Origin of the sequence: Pseudomonas sp. G2-4 (genome assembly GCF_030064125.1) — a bacterium.
Lineage (GTDB): Bacteria > Pseudomonadota > Gammaproteobacteria > Pseudomonadales > Pseudomonadaceae > Aquipseudomonas.
Genome location: NZ_CP125957.1, coordinates 5,641,281 through 5,657,283 on the forward strand (window position 1 = coordinate 5,641,281; position 16,003 = coordinate 5,657,283).

The 16,003-nt window shown below is 62.1% G+C and carries 7 protein-coding genes; 4 read left to right on the forward strand and 3 right to left on the reverse strand.

All coding sequences use genetic code 11. The features are described from left to right. Positions 1–31 precede the first annotated feature (31 nt). From QNH97_RS24750 to QNH97_RS24765, 4 genes are all read left to right on the forward strand, one after another. On the forward strand, positions 32–9,676 hold the full coding sequence (locus tag QNH97_RS24750; protein WP_283554327.1) for a hemagglutinin repeat-containing protein: 9,645 nt from the start codon (positions 32–34) through the stop codon (positions 9,674–9,676). Between the two features lie 20 nt (positions 9,677–9,696). Then, positions 9,697–10,479, forward strand: a complete 783-nt coding sequence (locus QNH97_RS24755) for a hypothetical protein (RefSeq protein WP_283554328.1) — start codon at positions 9,697–9,699, stop codon at positions 10,477–10,479. Positions 10,480–10,817: 338 nt separating this feature from the next. Then, positions 10,818–11,297 (forward strand): Lrp/AsnC family transcriptional regulator, encoded by a 480-nt coding sequence (locus QNH97_RS24760; RefSeq protein WP_025215622.1) that lies wholly within the window; start codon positions 10,818–10,820, stop codon positions 11,295–11,297. Between the two features lie 244 nt (positions 11,298–11,541). Further along, positions 11,542–11,751: a DUF2788 domain-containing protein gene (locus tag QNH97_RS24765; RefSeq protein WP_039594082.1), complete on the forward strand. Its 210-nt coding sequence runs from the start codon at positions 11,542–11,544 to the stop codon at positions 11,749–11,751. Here the strand turns inward: QNH97_RS24765 and QNH97_RS24770 are convergent. From QNH97_RS24770 to QNH97_RS24780, 3 genes are all read right to left on the reverse strand, one after another. Beyond that, positions 11,746–12,312: a pseudouridine synthase gene (locus tag QNH97_RS24770; RefSeq protein ID WP_283557547.1), complete on the reverse strand. Its 567-nt coding sequence runs from the start codon at positions 12,310–12,312 to the stop codon at positions 11,746–11,748. The two genes, QNH97_RS24765 and QNH97_RS24770, sit on opposite strands and share 6 nt — an antisense overlap. A gap of 139 nt (positions 12,313–12,451) precedes the next feature. Further along, positions 12,452–13,951, reverse strand: coding sequence for an AMP nucleosidase (gene amn, locus QNH97_RS24775; protein WP_283554329.1), 1,500 nt, complete (start codon positions 13,949–13,951; stop codon positions 12,452–12,454). 343 nt (positions 13,952–14,294) lie between these two features. Next, positions 14,295–15,944: an acyl-CoA dehydrogenase family protein gene (locus QNH97_RS24780; RefSeq protein ID WP_283554330.1), complete on the reverse strand. Its 1,650-nt coding sequence runs from the start codon at positions 15,942–15,944 to the stop codon at positions 14,295–14,297. Positions 15,945–16,003 lie beyond the last annotated feature (59 nt).

The window sequence follows — 16,003 nt, forward strand, 5'->3', positions numbered from 1 at the left end:
CGAATCGCTTTTGTACTTGGAAGACTCGCACATGGACGTCCGTACCCCGCTGTCTCAATGCATTGCCCTGTCGTTGGCCTCTATTGTGCTCCTCAATCCCATTGTCGCCGCGGCGGCGGGCCTTGCAGTGGACGCGGCGGCAGGTGGCAAAACGACCATTGGCGCGGCGGGCAATGGCGTACCGGTGATCAACATCAACGGCACCAATGGCAGCGGGCTGTCCCACAACAAGTTCGTCGACTACAACGTCGGCAAAAATGGCGTGATTCTCAACAACGCGACCGGCAAGACGCAGAACACCCAACTGGGCGGAATCATCGTCGGCAACAGCAACCTCAAGGGCCAGGCCGCGCAAGTCATCCTCAACGAAATCACCAGCGGCAATCGCAGCCAAATGGCCGGCTACACCGAAGTAGCCGGGCAAGCGGCGCGCGTCATCGTCGCCAACCCCAACGGCATTACCTGCAGCGGTTGCGGTTTTATCAATACGCCCCGCGCCACCCTGACCACCGGTAAACCGGTCATGGAAGGCCAGCGTCTGGACCGCTTCCAGGTCGACGGTGGCGACATCAGCATCGAAGGCGCAGGCCTGGACGCCAGCGATGTCGACCAGTTCGACCTGATTACCCGCAGCGCCAAGCTCAACGCCAACATCTATGCAAAAAACCTCAACGTGGTGACCGGCCGCAACGACGTCAACGCCAACACGCTGAGCGCCACCGCCCGCACCGACGACGGTAGCGAAAAACCGGAGCTGGCCATTGATAGCTCGGCCTTGGGCGGCATGTACGCTGGGGCGATTCGGCTGGTAGGCACCGAACAGGGCGTGGGTGTACGCCTGGCTGGCGACATGGCCGCCACCGTAGGAGACATCCAGATCGATGCCGGTGGCAAGGTCAGCATGGCCAACGCCAGCGCCAACCAAGCCATCGCGGTCAGCGGGCAAAGCCTCGACCTCCAGGGCAAGGTCTATGCCGGCACCCAGGTCAAGGTGAACGCCCGGGGTGATGTGACGGTGGGCAAGAGCGTTGCCGCTCGCGACAAAGTCAGCATCACCAGCGCCGGCAAAGTCACCAACAGTGGCATCGTCGAAGCCGGGGTGAACCCGAATAACACTCGCAACCAGAGCGGCGACGTCGTCGTCACCGCCCAGAAACTGAGCAACACCGGCAACGTCATCGCCAGCCGCACCCTTGAAGTGGGTGCCCGTGAGTTGATCGACAATCAGAACGGCATTATCCAGGGCACCAACGTCAGCCTGACCAGCGCTCGCCTGGTCAACCAGGGCACCACGGCACGAGTGCTGGGTACAAGTGCGCTGTCGCTGGTGACTCCGGCCATCGTCAACCTCGGCGGTCTGATCCGTTTCGGCGACGGCCAGTCCACCACCCTGAACCTGGACAGCCTGGACAACACCGACGGCCATCTTGAACTGGCCGGCGGCAGCCTCGAACTCAACGCCAAGCAACTGACCAACCTGCGCGGCTCGGTGATCGCCGATCAATTGCAAGTGACTGCCCAACGCCTGGACAACCAGCGCGGTCTGATCGCTTCCAGCGTCGGCCAATCCATCATCCAGATCAGCGACCAACTCGACAACACCGACGGCGTACTGCAAGCACAGAGCCTGTTGGATATCAGCGCTGACCAGGTGTTGAACCAGGGCGGCAAACTCGTCGCCGATCACCTGAAACTGACCGCCGAGCGTCTGAATAACAGCGCCAATGGCCTGATCAGCGCCGAGTTGGGCAACAACGAATTGACCGTCACCCAAGACCTGAACAACCAGGGTGGTCGGATCCAGGCAACCTCCGCGTTGACGCTCAAGACCGGGAGCACGGACAACACGGGCGGCGTCCTGGTGGCCCAGCAACTGAGCCTTGTCAGCCAAGGGGCCTTGAACAACCAGCAAGGCAAAATCAGCGCCGACCACCTGACCGTTTCCGCCCAGGACGTGGACAACACCGAAGGCCTGCTGCAAGGCACCGGTGTCGCCACCCTGACCGCGCGCGACCTGAACAACCTCAAGGGCAACGTCAACGGCGGCCAGCTCACCGCTGACTTGGGCAGCCTCAGCCAGAACGCTCAAGGTGTCCTCAGCGCCGAAACCGGCAAGCTGACGATGGTCGTGGCCCGGCAACTGAACAACAGTGCCGGCCACCTGCAATCCAAGGCCGGCAACCTCGACATCACCGCGGCCGACTTGAACAATCAACAAGGCGTGGTCGTCGGCAAGCAACTGCTGTTGACTCAAAGCGGCTTGCTGGATAACCGCGGCGGCCGCGTGGTGGGCGATCAGTTGACCCTCGTCGCCGGGCGCATCGATAACAGCACCAACGGTTTGCTGCTGGCCGGTACCGGCGGTGCGCTGCTGACCCTGAAGGATCAAGGCTTGACGCCTGGGCAGTTGCTCAACACTCAGGGGCGCGTGCAGAGCGACGGCCATTTGCAGGTCGACGGTAGCGAGATCGAGAACCACGGCGGCGTGCTGCTGGGCAGCAGCGTCGGGGTCAACACCACCCGTCTGGATAACAGCGCCCAGGGCTCGATGATAGCCACCGGCGGGGCCATCGGGCTGGCGGTTTCGGGCGTATTGAACAATGCCTTGGGCCTGATCGATGGCGGTGATGCGTCGGTGCTTGTGACCCAGGCGACCCGGATCGATAACCAGGGCGGCACGCTCACCGGCAAGCGCCTGGACATCCAAGGCACGGTTGTGGACAACCGCAAGGGCCAATTGTTGTCTGGCGTCGATGGTTTGAAAATAACCGCGACCAGCGTGGACAACAGCGCCGGCCTGATACTGGCGCAGGCGGGTCACGCTGACTTGCAACTCAATCAGGGCGCGCTGGACAACCAGGGCGGAGCCTTGCAAGGCAGCAGCGTCGAAGTCGTCGCCGCCTCTGCGAACAACAACGCACTGGAAGGCAAGGCCGGACTCATCAACGCCCAGGCCGGCGACCTGAAACTGCTGATCGATAACCTGACCAACCAGGCGGGTCGTCTCTATGCCCAAGGCCTGCTGAGCAGCCAGGGCCAGACCCTGGACAACCGCGCTGGCGGTGAGATCAGTGCCAGGACCTTGAGCCTCAACGCGCTCAATACCTATAACCAGACCGGCCTGATCGAATCCGGCGGCAACCTGCTGCTGACTGGCGGGAATCTTCATAACAGTGCTGGCCGCATCCGTGCCCTGGGTGGCGATCTCAGCCAGATCCTGCTCACAGGTGCCCTGGACAACCAGAGCGGCTCCATCGGCATCACCAGCCAAGCCGTCACCCTCAAGGCCGGGGCGCTGAACAACCTCGCCGGCAGCCTCGAACACGCCGGGACAGGCCTGCTCGATATTGACCTCACCAGCCTGACCGGCAACCAAGGCAGCATCACGAGTCTGGGCAGCGGGGATGTGGACATTGGCTCGATCGACGGCACCGGGCGCCTGCAACTCAACGGCGCACTGGATCTGACCGTAGGCGGCGACGTCAACCTGCTGGCCGGTGACCGCATTGCCAGCGCCGGCGGCCTGAGCCTGAGCGCAGCCACCCTGAACAACAGCGGTGAAGTGCTCAGTGACGGCGATCTGGGCCTGGTGCTCAGTGGTGACCTGAACAACAACGGCCTGCTGTCGGCAGCCAAGGCCGTCAGCATCTCGGCGGGCAACCTGACTCAAAATAACGGACGCATCGCCAGCGGCGGCAATACCACGCTCGCCCTGCGCGGCAACCTGGACAATCTGGGGCGACTGATCGCCAATCAGAACCTCAATATCCACGCCACCCAAGTCACCAACCGCGGCACCCTCGGTGCCATGGGCCAGCTGGATATCTTCGCGGGCAACGGCATCAGCACCTCGGCCAATACCCTGGTCTACAGCGGGGGCGACATGAATCTGCGCGGCGCCACCCTGAGCAACCACTACGGTGACATCTACAGCAAGGGCAACCTGAGCTTTGCCGGCCTTAACGACACTCAGGCACAAAGCCTGAGCAACCGCTCGGCGAACATCGAAAGCGAGGGCGACATGAACCTCAATGTCGCCAGCCTGGAAAACACCAAGGATGAGTTCGAAATCGGCGAATCCCTGGTCAGCCGCCGCATCGACATCAACTGCACCGACTGCTCCGGCAAGCACCACACCGCGACCTTTATCGTCAACAGCACCTACCTGGGTAAAATCATCAAGGATTCTCCGGGTGCACGCCTGATTGCCGGGCGTGACCTGCTGATCAATGCCGGCACCGTGGAAAACAAGCAAAGCCTGATCGCCGCCAACCGCGATGCGTTCGTCAACGCCACTAACTTCTACAACCGCGGCGCGACCCTCGACCAACGCGTTGAAAGCACCACTTACTTCCTGCACGGTGTGAAGCAGGGCGACTTCCGTTGGGCAGAATCCAATGCCAATGCCTGGAACGCGGCCAACGCCGGCAGCGCTCCGGATCAGCAGCAACCGATTCCGACAGCAATCACCCAATATCCGCTCATCGGCCAGAGCAGCGTTGTACAGAACGGCACCCAAACCGGTTCCGCCTCAACCTTGCAGTCGGGTCGTCAGTTGAACCTCATCGTCACCGGTAATCTTGAAAACGGCACGTTGACTCAACAGGCCCAAGCTCAGTTGACCGGCCAGAGCCTGACCAATACCGTTGGCCTGGTCGGTGGCCAGACCATCACCGTCAATGCCTTGGGCAGCGGTGGCAGCACCCAGGTGGCGGCGGATGTACGTCGCGTCGAACGTGTCACGGCCGATGGCAGCACCCAAGTGAGCTTTGCACCCGTGGACTTTGCCGGCGTGCCTTTTGTCGCCGTCGATCCCACCGCACTCGGCACTTATCGCCTGCCGGAAGGTGACTACGGCCTGTTCGTGCGCAGCCAGAACCCCGACAGCCGCTACCTGATCGAGACCAACCCGAACCTGACCAACCTCTCGCGATTCCTGAGTTCCGACTACATGTTGGGCCAGTTGGGCTACAACGACGACCGGAGCTGGCGTCGCCTGGGTGACGGCCTGTACGAAACCCGCCTGATTCGCGAAGCGGTGCTGGCCCAGACCGGCCAGCGCTTCCTTGCCGCCAGCCTGACCAGTGACTACGACCAATATCAGTACCTGATGGACAATGCCATCACCTCCAAAGACTCGTTGCAACTGAGCGTCGGCGTGGCGCTGACCTCACAGCAAGTGGCTGCGTTGACCCATGACATCGTCTGGATGGAAACCCGCCGGGTACAGGACCAGGACGTTCTGGTGCCGGTGCTCTATCTGGCCCAGGCCGAGTCGCGCAACCTGCGCGGCGGCAGCCTGGTGCAAGCCCGGGATATCAACCTGATGGCCGGCAACGACCTGACCAACGTCGGCACCCTGCGAGCCAGCAACAACCTGACGGCCGAAGCGGGGAACAGTCTCTACCAGGGTGGCCTGGCGCAAGCCAGCGAGCGGGTAAGCCTGATGGCCCAGAACAGCATCCGCAACGCACTGGGTGGCGAAGTACGCGGCCATCAGGTCGACCTTAACGCTGTCAAAGGCGATATCGTCAACGAGCGCGCCGCCATGGAAGTACTTTATGGCTCCGGCTCGCGGACCAACCTGGACCAGGGCAGCCTGATCAGTGCCCGTCAGCAATTGAATGTCAGTGCCGGACGCGACCTGACCAACAAAGGCCAGATCCACAGCGACGGCAATGCCAGTCTCAGCGCCGGTCGCGACGTGGACATGCTCGCGGTACAAGATCACACCTTTACCCAACACGCGATCCGTCGTGGCCTGGTGACCAATGACACAGTGAAGACCCTGGGCTCGAGCGTCACCACGGGCGGCGACCTGAAAGTGAACGCCGGTCGCGACATGGCTATCGTGGCGAGTCAGGTCAAGGCCGGTCATGACCTGGCCCTCAACGCCGGCAATGACATGGCCATTGTCTCAGGCCAGGATGAGCAGTCCTCGACCTTCATCCAGAAGAAAAAAGGCTCCTGGGGCAAAAGCAAAACCACCCAGAGCGCGGACTCGGCGACCACCAACGTGGCTTCGCAGATCGAAGCCGGGCATGACCTGACCGTCAACATCACCCAGGACAAGGACGGCCGCATCGGCCTCAATGGCGGCCGCGACGTGACCGTCGTCGGCAGCCAGCTCAAGGCCGGTAACGACTTGCTGGTCGGCGGTGCCGGCGACGTGAACCTGATGTCGGCGCAAGAGCAGACCGACAGCAGCTACAGCGTGAAGAAAAAGGGCAGTTTCGGCCTGAGTAAAAGCGGTAGCAGTAGCAGCTCCAGCAGCATCACCCAGGTGGGCAGCGAGCTGAGCGCCGGTAACGATGCAGTGGTGGTCGCGGGCGGTAACGTCAACGTGTCCGCCAGCCGTATCGACGCCAAGCGCGATGCCGAGTTGCGCGCCGGGATGATCGACAAGAACGGCGACGTCAACCTGATGGACGCGGCCAACGAGTCCACCAGCCACAGCGAGAAATACAAAAGCAAAGTCGGCTTCAGTACCTCCGGCAACTTCATCTCCATCGCCTCGGCGAAAAAGTCCGGGCAGGAAAACCTCCAGACCCAAAGCGTCGGCAGCCAGGTCACTGGCGGGCGCGATGTCACCGTGCAAAGTATCCGCGATGTGAACATGATCGGCAGCAGCGCCGAGGCCGGACGTAATCTGCAAGTGGGCGCCGGACGCGACGTCAACGTGTTGGCCGGTGCCAACAGCCAGGACCAGAGCAACTGGAAATCCCAGAAGCAGAGCGGCCTGTCCCTGGAAAGCGACCGCAACGGTTTCACCGCGTTTGCCGGGCGCGAAGCGACCAAGACAAAGTCCCGCGACGCACAGCAGACTACCGCCGGCAGCCAATTGGTGGCCGGGCAGGACGTCACTGTCAAGGCTGGACGCGACCTGACCCTCGAAGGTGCGGGGCTGGACGCCGGACGCGATATCAGCCTGCAAGCCTCCCGCGACATCAATGTCGATGCCGTCGATGAAACCTTCATCCAGGAGCGCAGCAAGACCCGCGACCGCAACGGCCTGACCGTCAACATCAGCCACAACTATGGCAACACCATGGATGCCATCAACGGCACCGGCAAGGGTGAAGACAACGTCAGCAAGGCCTCCAGCGTGCTCAGCACCGTGGACGCCATCAACTCCTTCACCTCCGGGCCAACCAGCGCCACCCACTTTGGCTCGGCCAGCCAGGGCACCAGCTCACGTTCGCAGATCCGTGAGAACGTTCCATCCACCCTGAGCGCGGGGCGTGACATCAACGCAGTGGCGGGTAACGACCTCAATGTTCGTGGCAGTCAGTTCGAGGCTGGACGCGACATCACCCTGGTGGGCAAGAACGTCAACCTGGACGTGGCCCGTGGCACGATCGATCAGGAAAGCCAGACGACCCGCAGCCAGGGCGGCATCAATGGCCAGAGCGGCGGCGGCAGTGCCCGCGCAGGGATCGGCGGCAGCAATGGCGTGGCCAGCGAAGAATTGACCCAGGGCACCAACACGCCAAGCGTGCTGCTCTCCGGGCGTGACACCAACATCGAGGCCTCCGAGAACCTGACCATGATCGGGACCCAAGTGATTGCCGGCAAGGACATCGATTTGCGTGCCGGCAAGGACCTGACCATCCGCGCCGCACAGAACGACTCCGACAGCGAATCCACTCGACGCAGCGGTGGTGGAGAAGTCGGCATCGCCCTGGGCGGCAAGGATTTCATCGCTGTCTATGCCAGCGTCGACATGGGCAAGGGCAAGCTGGAGCGGGAAACCGAGAAACAGCAGACCGCCTACCTGTACGCGGGCAACCAGCTGCGCTTCAACAGCGGCAACGACACCACCATCGCCGGCGCCAACCTGCGCGCCGACGAAGTGGTTGGCCGCGTGGGCGGCGACCTGCTGGTATCGTCGGTGCCAGACACCGGCAAAGTCAGCGGCAAACAGCTGGATGCCAGTGTCACCGTGAGCATCGGCCTGGCCGGCGGCGGAGGCGTCAGCGGTTCGCTGGGTGTGGGCAAGACCACCGGCAAGACCAACTGGGTCGAGCAACAAACCAGCATCACCGGTAAAAACGGCGTGGATATCCGCACCGAGAAACACACCCAGATCGACGGCGCGCTGATCGCCGCCGACAACGGCAAGCTCAAGCTCGACACCAACACCCTGGGCTTCCGTGACATCAATGGCGTGGACAAGGAGCACAGCTACTACGTCAACGTGGGTGGCGCCTTTGGTTGGGGTGCGGATGCTGGCAACGGCGCCCAGGCCACCGGCGGCAAGGACGTGGCCTTCACCAGTGACAAGAGCCTGAGCGGCGCGCCCAAGGAAGGTTTCAACGGCTGGAGTGTGAGCGGCTACGACTACCGCAAGGAGCGCGAACAGGATGTGCGCGCCACAGTCGGCGCCGGCAACATCATCGTGCGCAACGATGCGGTCACCGGACAAGACTCCACCGGCGGGCTCAACCGAGATCCATCCAAGGCTTACGACATCACCAGAGACAAGGAAAAGCGCACCGACCTGTACATCAGCGAGTCGTCGCTCAACTCGGTGGGCAGCCCGATGCAGACCTTGGACAGATGGAAAAAAGGTCTTCAGGACTATGGCAAGAACAGTTCCGATATATTCAAAAAATACGGTGAATTGACCGGGGCTACTGAGAAAGCGCTCGAAGAAAACCCTGGTCTCGCACCCCTGGCCTGGATTCCTGGCGTGATGCAAGCCGCCATGGACAAAACATCCTATGGCACTCTGGGGCTGATGCCGGGCGTGATCAGTCACGGTGGCGTGGCGACGCAGTTGCCGGTGCTGCTCAGCGGTGACATGAGCTTCTACCGCACTACAGTGGTTTACCAGAAAGATACCAGCGGCAAGGTGATCATGGACCCGGAAACCGGAAAACCGCTGCTGGATCTGAAAGCCACCCAATTCGACATGATCGTGCGTCCCGATGCGCCAGGGGTCGTTGCCATCAATGGCATCCAGAACTCATTACAGGCGGCTGCGGTAAATGGCAGCATGCAAGGTGGCCAGGACAGCTTCATGCAAGGCTATAACCCGGAACACGGTTTTCTGGGTGACCTAGTAGAGTCCTTATGGGACGTGGCCTTGGGTAGCGTCAAGCGATCCGGCAACGCGCAGCAGGTGAGTGAGTTCTACCAGGCGGGAGTTGACCAGGGGTTCAAGCTGGACCTGGTGGGGCATAGTCAGGGCGCGTTGATAACCTATCGAGGACTTGATGGGGTGTCATTTGGCAACAGTGCAGGTGGCATTCAACTGTCTGGCGCCCCGGTGTACGCGCAACACTTCTTCGACGCCGCCCAAGAGGCAGGCTTCAATACCGACAGCAACAACGCGGTTTTCCAGGTCAACCGCCCGGACAGCCAAGTGTTCTTTGGCATGTTGCCCATGACCGACACGGTGTCCGATTTGTTGGGGCACAATGCCCTTAACTCCAGCGACCCGATCAGCCGGTACCTGGGCGCCCTGTTCACAGGCCCTGGCCTCATGGGTAAAGACAGCCCGCACTCCAATTACTTGTGCCAGGTGAAATCCATGTGCCAGACAGGCACCAACCAAGTGCAACAGGACTTCAAGAACGGCACGACGACCAACAAGGACGGGACAACGAAAAAGACTTACATCGTGCCAACCTTTATCGACAAGAGCGGTAACGCCTTCGGCGCCTCGCTTTGAGGCCAGGGCTACTTGTCCTGATGCTATTGCCCGTGGCCCTGTGGGGCTGCGGGCGCGCACCTCTGGTACATGAAGATGGTGAGCGGCTGAGCCGGATGCTGTGCGAAGTGGGGGAACAACGGGTGACCCTGAGCCCACGCTTCTCCTACGACTTGCCAGGGCCATTGCGGCGCACGCCGTGCGGCACGATCAAAAGCGGCTTCAACTATGACAAGGTGCGCGACATTCAGTCGGCGAGTGCTGCCGGCGGCTTTCGCTCCGATGACCTCGTCGTACTGGCCTCATCGCGCTGGATAACCGTCGAAAGTCTGCTTGATGGCAAGGACGAAGGGACGCTCTATTCTCCCGAGCAGTTCCTGCAAAACAAACTCGCCCTGATGGACCTCACCCCGAGCAAGGCGCGCCCCGAAAGAATCGATTGGGTCACCCGACAAGGCCTGCAATGCCTGCGTTTCTACGACATATGGCACAGCCCGACGGATGCTTGGGAAGAGGACGTCACCTACTGGTGCTGGGAAAGTCAGAGCGGCTTGAAACAACCGTTCTCGGTCAGCGCCGGTCAACGCTTACCCGAAGGCACCAAAGGCTACGACCTGGAGCAGGCCTTCATACTGCCCTTCTTCCGGAGCCTGAAAATCAATCGTCTGTCCGACGCCGCCCTGGCCGAGGCCGACGCAAAGATCAAAGCCGCCTGCGCCCACGTCAAATCCCGCTATGACCAGCACCTGAACTGGGGGGCCGACTACCCGGACAAACGCCTGACCCGCCAACGCTTGCGCTCCTGCGGTTACGCCGCGCCCTAGTCAAAAGCAGAATCTGCGCCCAATAAAAAAGGGAGACCCGTCGGCCTCCCCTTGAGAATTTCGTCCGTGCTCGACGCTTTTGACGTCGGCTCACCTCACGCCGTCTTCTGGACAGTGTGCAGCTCGGGGGTCTGCCAGCACCGGTGGGTGCCGCGACCGCAGCCGTCCTGATTGGGCGGGCTGCACTGGACTGTTTGTCCGAGCAGTGATCTTGGTGATAAGGATAAGGGCGGGGCGCCGACGGATGATTGCGAAGATTGCGGAAATAAACATCACTTGCGCAATTTTTAACCTCGGATAGATAATCTGCCGCAATTATCAAGATAAAGGCCCGACTGATGAGCAAACTCGACCGTTATGACCTGAGCATTCTGGCGGAATTGCAGCGCGATGCACGCATCTCCAACCAGGAGCTGGCCGAACGCATCGGGCTGTCGCCCTCCCCTTGCTCACGACGGGTCAAGCAATTGGAGGACGACGGCTACATCACTCGTCAGGTTGCCCTGCTCGACCGCAAGATGCTGGGCCTGAGCCTGACCGCCTACGTGCTGATCGGCATGGACCGTCACACCCCCGAGCGTTTCGAGAACTTCGAAGCGGCCATCCGCAACCTGCCGCAGGTGCTGGAGTGCAGCCTGGTGACCGGCATGGACGCGGACTACCAACTCAAGGTCGTGGTGCCGGACATGGACCATTACCAGAAACTGTTGCTCGGTCACCTGACGCGTATTGATGGCGTGACCAGCGTGCGTTCGAGCTTTGTGCTGAACCAGGTGCTTAACAGCACCGAGTTGCCGTTGACTCATCTGCGCAGCTGAGCGCTTCTGTGGCGAGGGAGCTTGCTCCCGCTCGACTGCGCAGCAGTCGCAAACCGGTCCACTGGCAATCCGGTCGAAGTCTAGGGTCGCTGCGCAACCCAGCGGGAGCAAGCTCCCTCGCCACAAAAGCGCCAGCCCAGGCGATGAATAGCTGCGACACACCGCCGCAGGCCAATCCTCTGCCCTGCCCCCATGCCGTATACTCGCCGCGCCTTTTCAATCCCGCCCACGCCGGAGTGCCCCGATGGATCCTGCTGTTTTCGAAGAGTGGATGATGACCGGCCTGGTCAGCATCCTGATTATTTTCATGGGTTTCATCGTCTGGGATCTGGCGAAGAAGTCCAAGGCCGGGCGTTTCGGCTCGTTCATCCTGTTTTTTGTGCTGGGGTTGGGCGTCGCGGCGTTCATCATCAAGAGCGTGGTGATCGGCCTGATCGAGTCCGGGACGTTATAAGCGCGCAGGCACTTCTTTCCACTGGCCCTGATCGAGCCCTTCGATTGTCCAGTCGCCGATCCTGACTCGCACCAGGCGCAATGTCGGCAAGCCCACCGCAGCGGTCATGCGCCGTACCTGGCGGTTGCGCCCTTCGCGAATCACCAGTTCCAGCCAACTCGTGGGCACGCTTTTACGAAACCGCACCGGCGGGTTGCGCGGCCATAATTGCGGCTCGTCCAACGGTCGCGCCTCGGCTGGCAAGGTCATGCCGTCATTCAACTCCACCCCATCGCGCAAACGCTGCAACTGCTCGGCACTCGGCTCGCCTTCCACCTGCACCCAGTAAGTCTTGGCCAGCTTGTGCCTGGGGTCGGCAATGCGCGCTTGCAGTTGTCCGTCGTTGGTCAGCAGCAGCAACCCTTCGCTGTCGCGATCCAACCGCCCGGCCGGGTAAATGCCCGGTACATCGATAAAATCCTTGAGCGTCGCCCGCCCTTCTCCGTCGCTGAATTGCGTCAGCACATCGAAGGGTTTGTTGAACAGGATCAGCTTTGGCTCGGCCGGCGGGGCCTTGGCCACACGGCGCGGGGTGGAGGCTGAAGGCGTCGCGCCAGGGCGGCGGGAAACGGGGCGTGGTGGGCGTGGCATGGCGAACACAACATCTAGCAGTCTGGGCCGACCATGCTAGTGGCCCGACCGCTAAATAACCACCATCCGATCAGCGGAACGGCGGCTCGTCGAAACTGCGCAACTTGCGCGAATGCAACGAGTTGAGTTCGGTGCGCAACAGGTCCAGCGCCGCGATGCCGATCTTCAGATGCTGGTTGACCGCCCGCTCATAGAAGGCGTTGGCCGAGCCCGGCAGCTTGATCTCGCTGTGCAACGGTTTGTCCGAAACGCACAGCAACGTGCCATACGGCACCCGCAGGCGATAACCCTGGGCGGCGATGGTGCCGCTTTCCATGTCCACCGCCACGGCCCGGGACAGGTTGATCAACGGACGCTCCTGGGCCCAGCGCAATTCCCAGTTGCGGTCGTCGTAGGTCAGCACGGTACCGGTGCGCAGGCGTTTCTTCAGCTCGTCGCCCTTTTCCCCGGTGACGGTGGCCGCGGCTTGCTGCAAGGCCATCTGCACTTCGGCCAGGGCCGGAATCGGAATGTTCGGCGGCACCACCCGGTCGAGAATCCCGTCGCGGCGCATGTAGGCGTGGGCCAGTACATAGTCGCCAATGGTCTGGGACTGCCGCAGCCCGCCGCAGTGGCCGATCATCAACCAGCAGTGTGGCCTCAGCACGGCTAGGTGGTCGGTGATGTTCTTGGCGTTGGACGGGCCGACACCGATGTTCACCAGGGTCACACCATGGCCATCGTTGGCCTGCAGGTGATAGGCCGGCATCTGGTAGCGGTGCCAGACCACGCCGGCAGCGATGGCCGACGCTTCGCCATGGTCCATGTCTTTGTCGATGATCACGTTGCCCGGCAGGACCATGCGCACAAAGCGCGGGTCGCTGCGCAACTGCTCCAGGCCATGGACGATGAACTGGTCGACATAGCGGTGATAGTTGGTCAGCAGGATCCACGGCTGCACATGGCGCCAGTCGCTGCCGGTGTAATGCACCAAGCGGCGCAGGGAGAAATCCACGCGGGCGGCGTCGAACAGCGCCAGGGGCAGCGGGTCGGTGTTTTCCCAGTCATAGAGGCCGTCGGCGATGCCATCGGTGGCGGCCGACAGGTCGGTGCTGGGGAATACCCGCGCCAGCACCGCTGCGGTCACGCCGGAGCCGGCCAGTTCATCGCCCTGCTCCACCACGTACGGGTACGGAATGTTCTGCTCGCTGACACCCACTTCCACGGTGACGGTAAAGTCATGCATCAGTGGGACCAGCTGTTCCAGCAGGTACTTACGAAACGCGGCGGGATGGGTGACAGTGACGCTGTAGGTGCCGGGCAGCTGGACCTTGGCGTAAGCGCGGGTGGTTTGTGGGACTTCGCCGTGGCACTGGTAGGTCAGGCGCAAGGCGGGATAGCGAAACAACGCCCGTTGCTCGGCATCTGGCTCGACGCGGTCCTTGATGTAACGCATGAGCGCCTGGTTCAACGAGGTGGTCGCACGCTCGTGCAGGGCAGCCAGCCGATCCACGGCTTGCTCGGCGGTTTGAACGACAATAAACGCTTCGGTCACGATCAGCTTCCTGTGTTCTGACTTGCAGGCCTTCATCTTGCCTGCATCGCCGCCCGACGGGAACAGTGGCGTAGTCGACTCGATCGATTCCCTGTGGGAGCGAGCCTGCTCGCGTTAGCGAGGTATCAGTCACCACAGATGCTGGATGGGCCGACGCCATCGCGAGCAAGCTCGCTCCCACAAGGGTTCGATGGCGTACTCAGATGTGGCGTACAGCTCAGATCCACTGTGGGAGCGAGCTTGCTCGCGATAGCGGGGTGTCAGTCACCACAGATGCTGGATGGGCCGACGCCTTCGCGAGCAAGCTCGCTCCCACAAGAGTTCGATGGCGTACTCAGATGTGGCGTACAGCTCGCTCCCACAGGGGTATGTGTTGTTTCTAAAAGCCGTGTGGGGTGGAGCGCGTCACGATCGCTTCCACATTCAGGCCCCGGGGCAAGGCGCCGTACACCCGGCCTGTCGAGCCGAGGCGGCTGGCGATGAAGGCATCGCTGACGTCGCTGTTGCCTGCTTCCAGCAACAGCTTGGCTTGCAGGCCAACGGCAATGTCTTCGGTCAATTGCCGAGCGCGGTACTGGATATCGTCGGTGTCCTTGAACGCCGCTTGCAAGCGCTCGATATGGCCGGCCAGGCGCTTGTCGCCGTGGCCGTCGCCCAGTTCGCTAAACAGCACTTCCAAGACCCCAGGCTCCTTGGACAGGGCCCGCAACACATCCAGGCACTGCACGTTGCCGGAGCCCTCCCACGTCGAATTGACCGGCGCCTCCCGGTACAAGCGCGGCAGGATGCTGTCTTCGACGTAGCCGGCGCCGCCCATGCATTCGGCGGCTTCGTTGATCATCGCCGGGGCGCGCTTGCAGATCCAGTATTTGCCCACCGCCGTCACCAGCCGGGCGAACTTGGCCTCGTGCTCATCGCTCAAGTGATCCAGTGCCCGGCCCATGCGCAGGCTCAGGGCCAGGGCGGACTCGCTTTCCAGCGCCAGGTCAGCCAGGACGTTTTGCATCAGTGGTTGCTCGCTCAACAGCCTGCCACCGACCTTGCGGTGCGCGCAGTGATGACTGGCCTGGGTCAACGCCTGGCGCATCAGCGCGCTGGAACCGACCATGCAATCGAACCGCGTCATGGCGACCATCTCGATGATCGTCGGCACCCCGCGCCCTTCTTCGCCGACCATCCAGGCCAAGGCCCCGCGGAACTCAACCTCGCTGGAGGCGTTGGAACAGTTGCCCAGCTTGTTTTTCAACCGCTGGATATAGAACTGATTGCGGGTGTCGTCCGGGCGATGGCGCGGCAGCAGGAAACAGGTCAGGCCCTTGTCGGTGTGGGCCAGCGTGAGGAAGGCATCGCACATCGGCGCCGAACAGAACCACTTATGCCCCACCAGTTCATAGGCCTGGCCTGGCCCGCTGGCGCCCACCGGGTAGGCCTTGGTGGTGTTGGCCCGGACATCGGTGCCGCCCTGCTTTTCGGTCATGGCCATGCCCAGGGTGACCCCGGCCTTGTGGGCGATGGCGACGTTGCGCGGGTCGTACTCGGTGGCGAGCACTTTCGGCAACCAGTGCTCGGCCAGGTCCGGCTGCAAGCGCAACGCCGGTACGCTGGCAAAGGTCATGGTCAAGGGACAGCCGGTGCCGGCTTCGGCCTGGCTGTGCAGATAAGTCATCGACGCACGGGCGACATGGGCACCGGGTTGCGGATGGGCCCACGGCAGACTGGGCAGGCCATGCTCGACGGCGGTGCGCATCAACTGGTGATAAGCGGGATGGAACTCCACCAGATCGATGCGGTGGCCGTAACGATCATGGCTGGAGAACACCGGCTTATTCTGGTTGGCCAGGAACCCGGCTTCCATCAGCGGCCCGCCGGCCAGCGCACCATATTCATCAATCCGCGCCTGCGCCCAACCAGCGCCGAAACGCTGCGACCACTGCTGCAGCGGCAGGTCGATGCGATACAGATTGGCGCCGTCCAGGGACGGCGGCTGATTGGTGACATCGTGGGTTTCGGCGAACTGGTGCAGGTTCATGACGGGGCTCCTCGATCGACCAGCAGGGTTCAGTTAAGCACCGCCCACACGTCGAACAA

Bases quoted from the DNA above. Each gene is read 5' to 3' on its own strand.
- QNH97_RS24750 (WP_283554327.1), top strand. From the start codon at position 32: ATGGACGTCCGTACCCCGCTGTCTCAATGCATTGCCCTGTCGTTGGCC.
- QNH97_RS24755 (WP_283554328.1), top strand. From the start codon at position 9,697: ATGCTATTGCCCGTGGCCCTGTGGGGCTGCGGGCGCGCACCTCTGGTA.
- QNH97_RS24760 (WP_025215622.1), top strand. From the start codon at position 10,818: ATGAGCAAACTCGACCGTTATGACCTGAGCATTCTGGCGGAATTGCAG.
- QNH97_RS24765 (WP_039594082.1), top strand. From the start codon at position 11,542: ATGGATCCTGCTGTTTTCGAAGAGTGGATGATGACCGGCCTGGTCAGC.
- amn (WP_283554329.1), bottom strand. From the start codon at position 13,951: ATGAAGGCCTGCAAGTCAGAACACAGGAAGCTGATCGTGACCGAAGCG.
- QNH97_RS24780 (WP_283554330.1), bottom strand. From the start codon at position 15,944: ATGAACCTGCACCAGTTCGCCGAAACCCACGATGTCACCAATCAGCCG.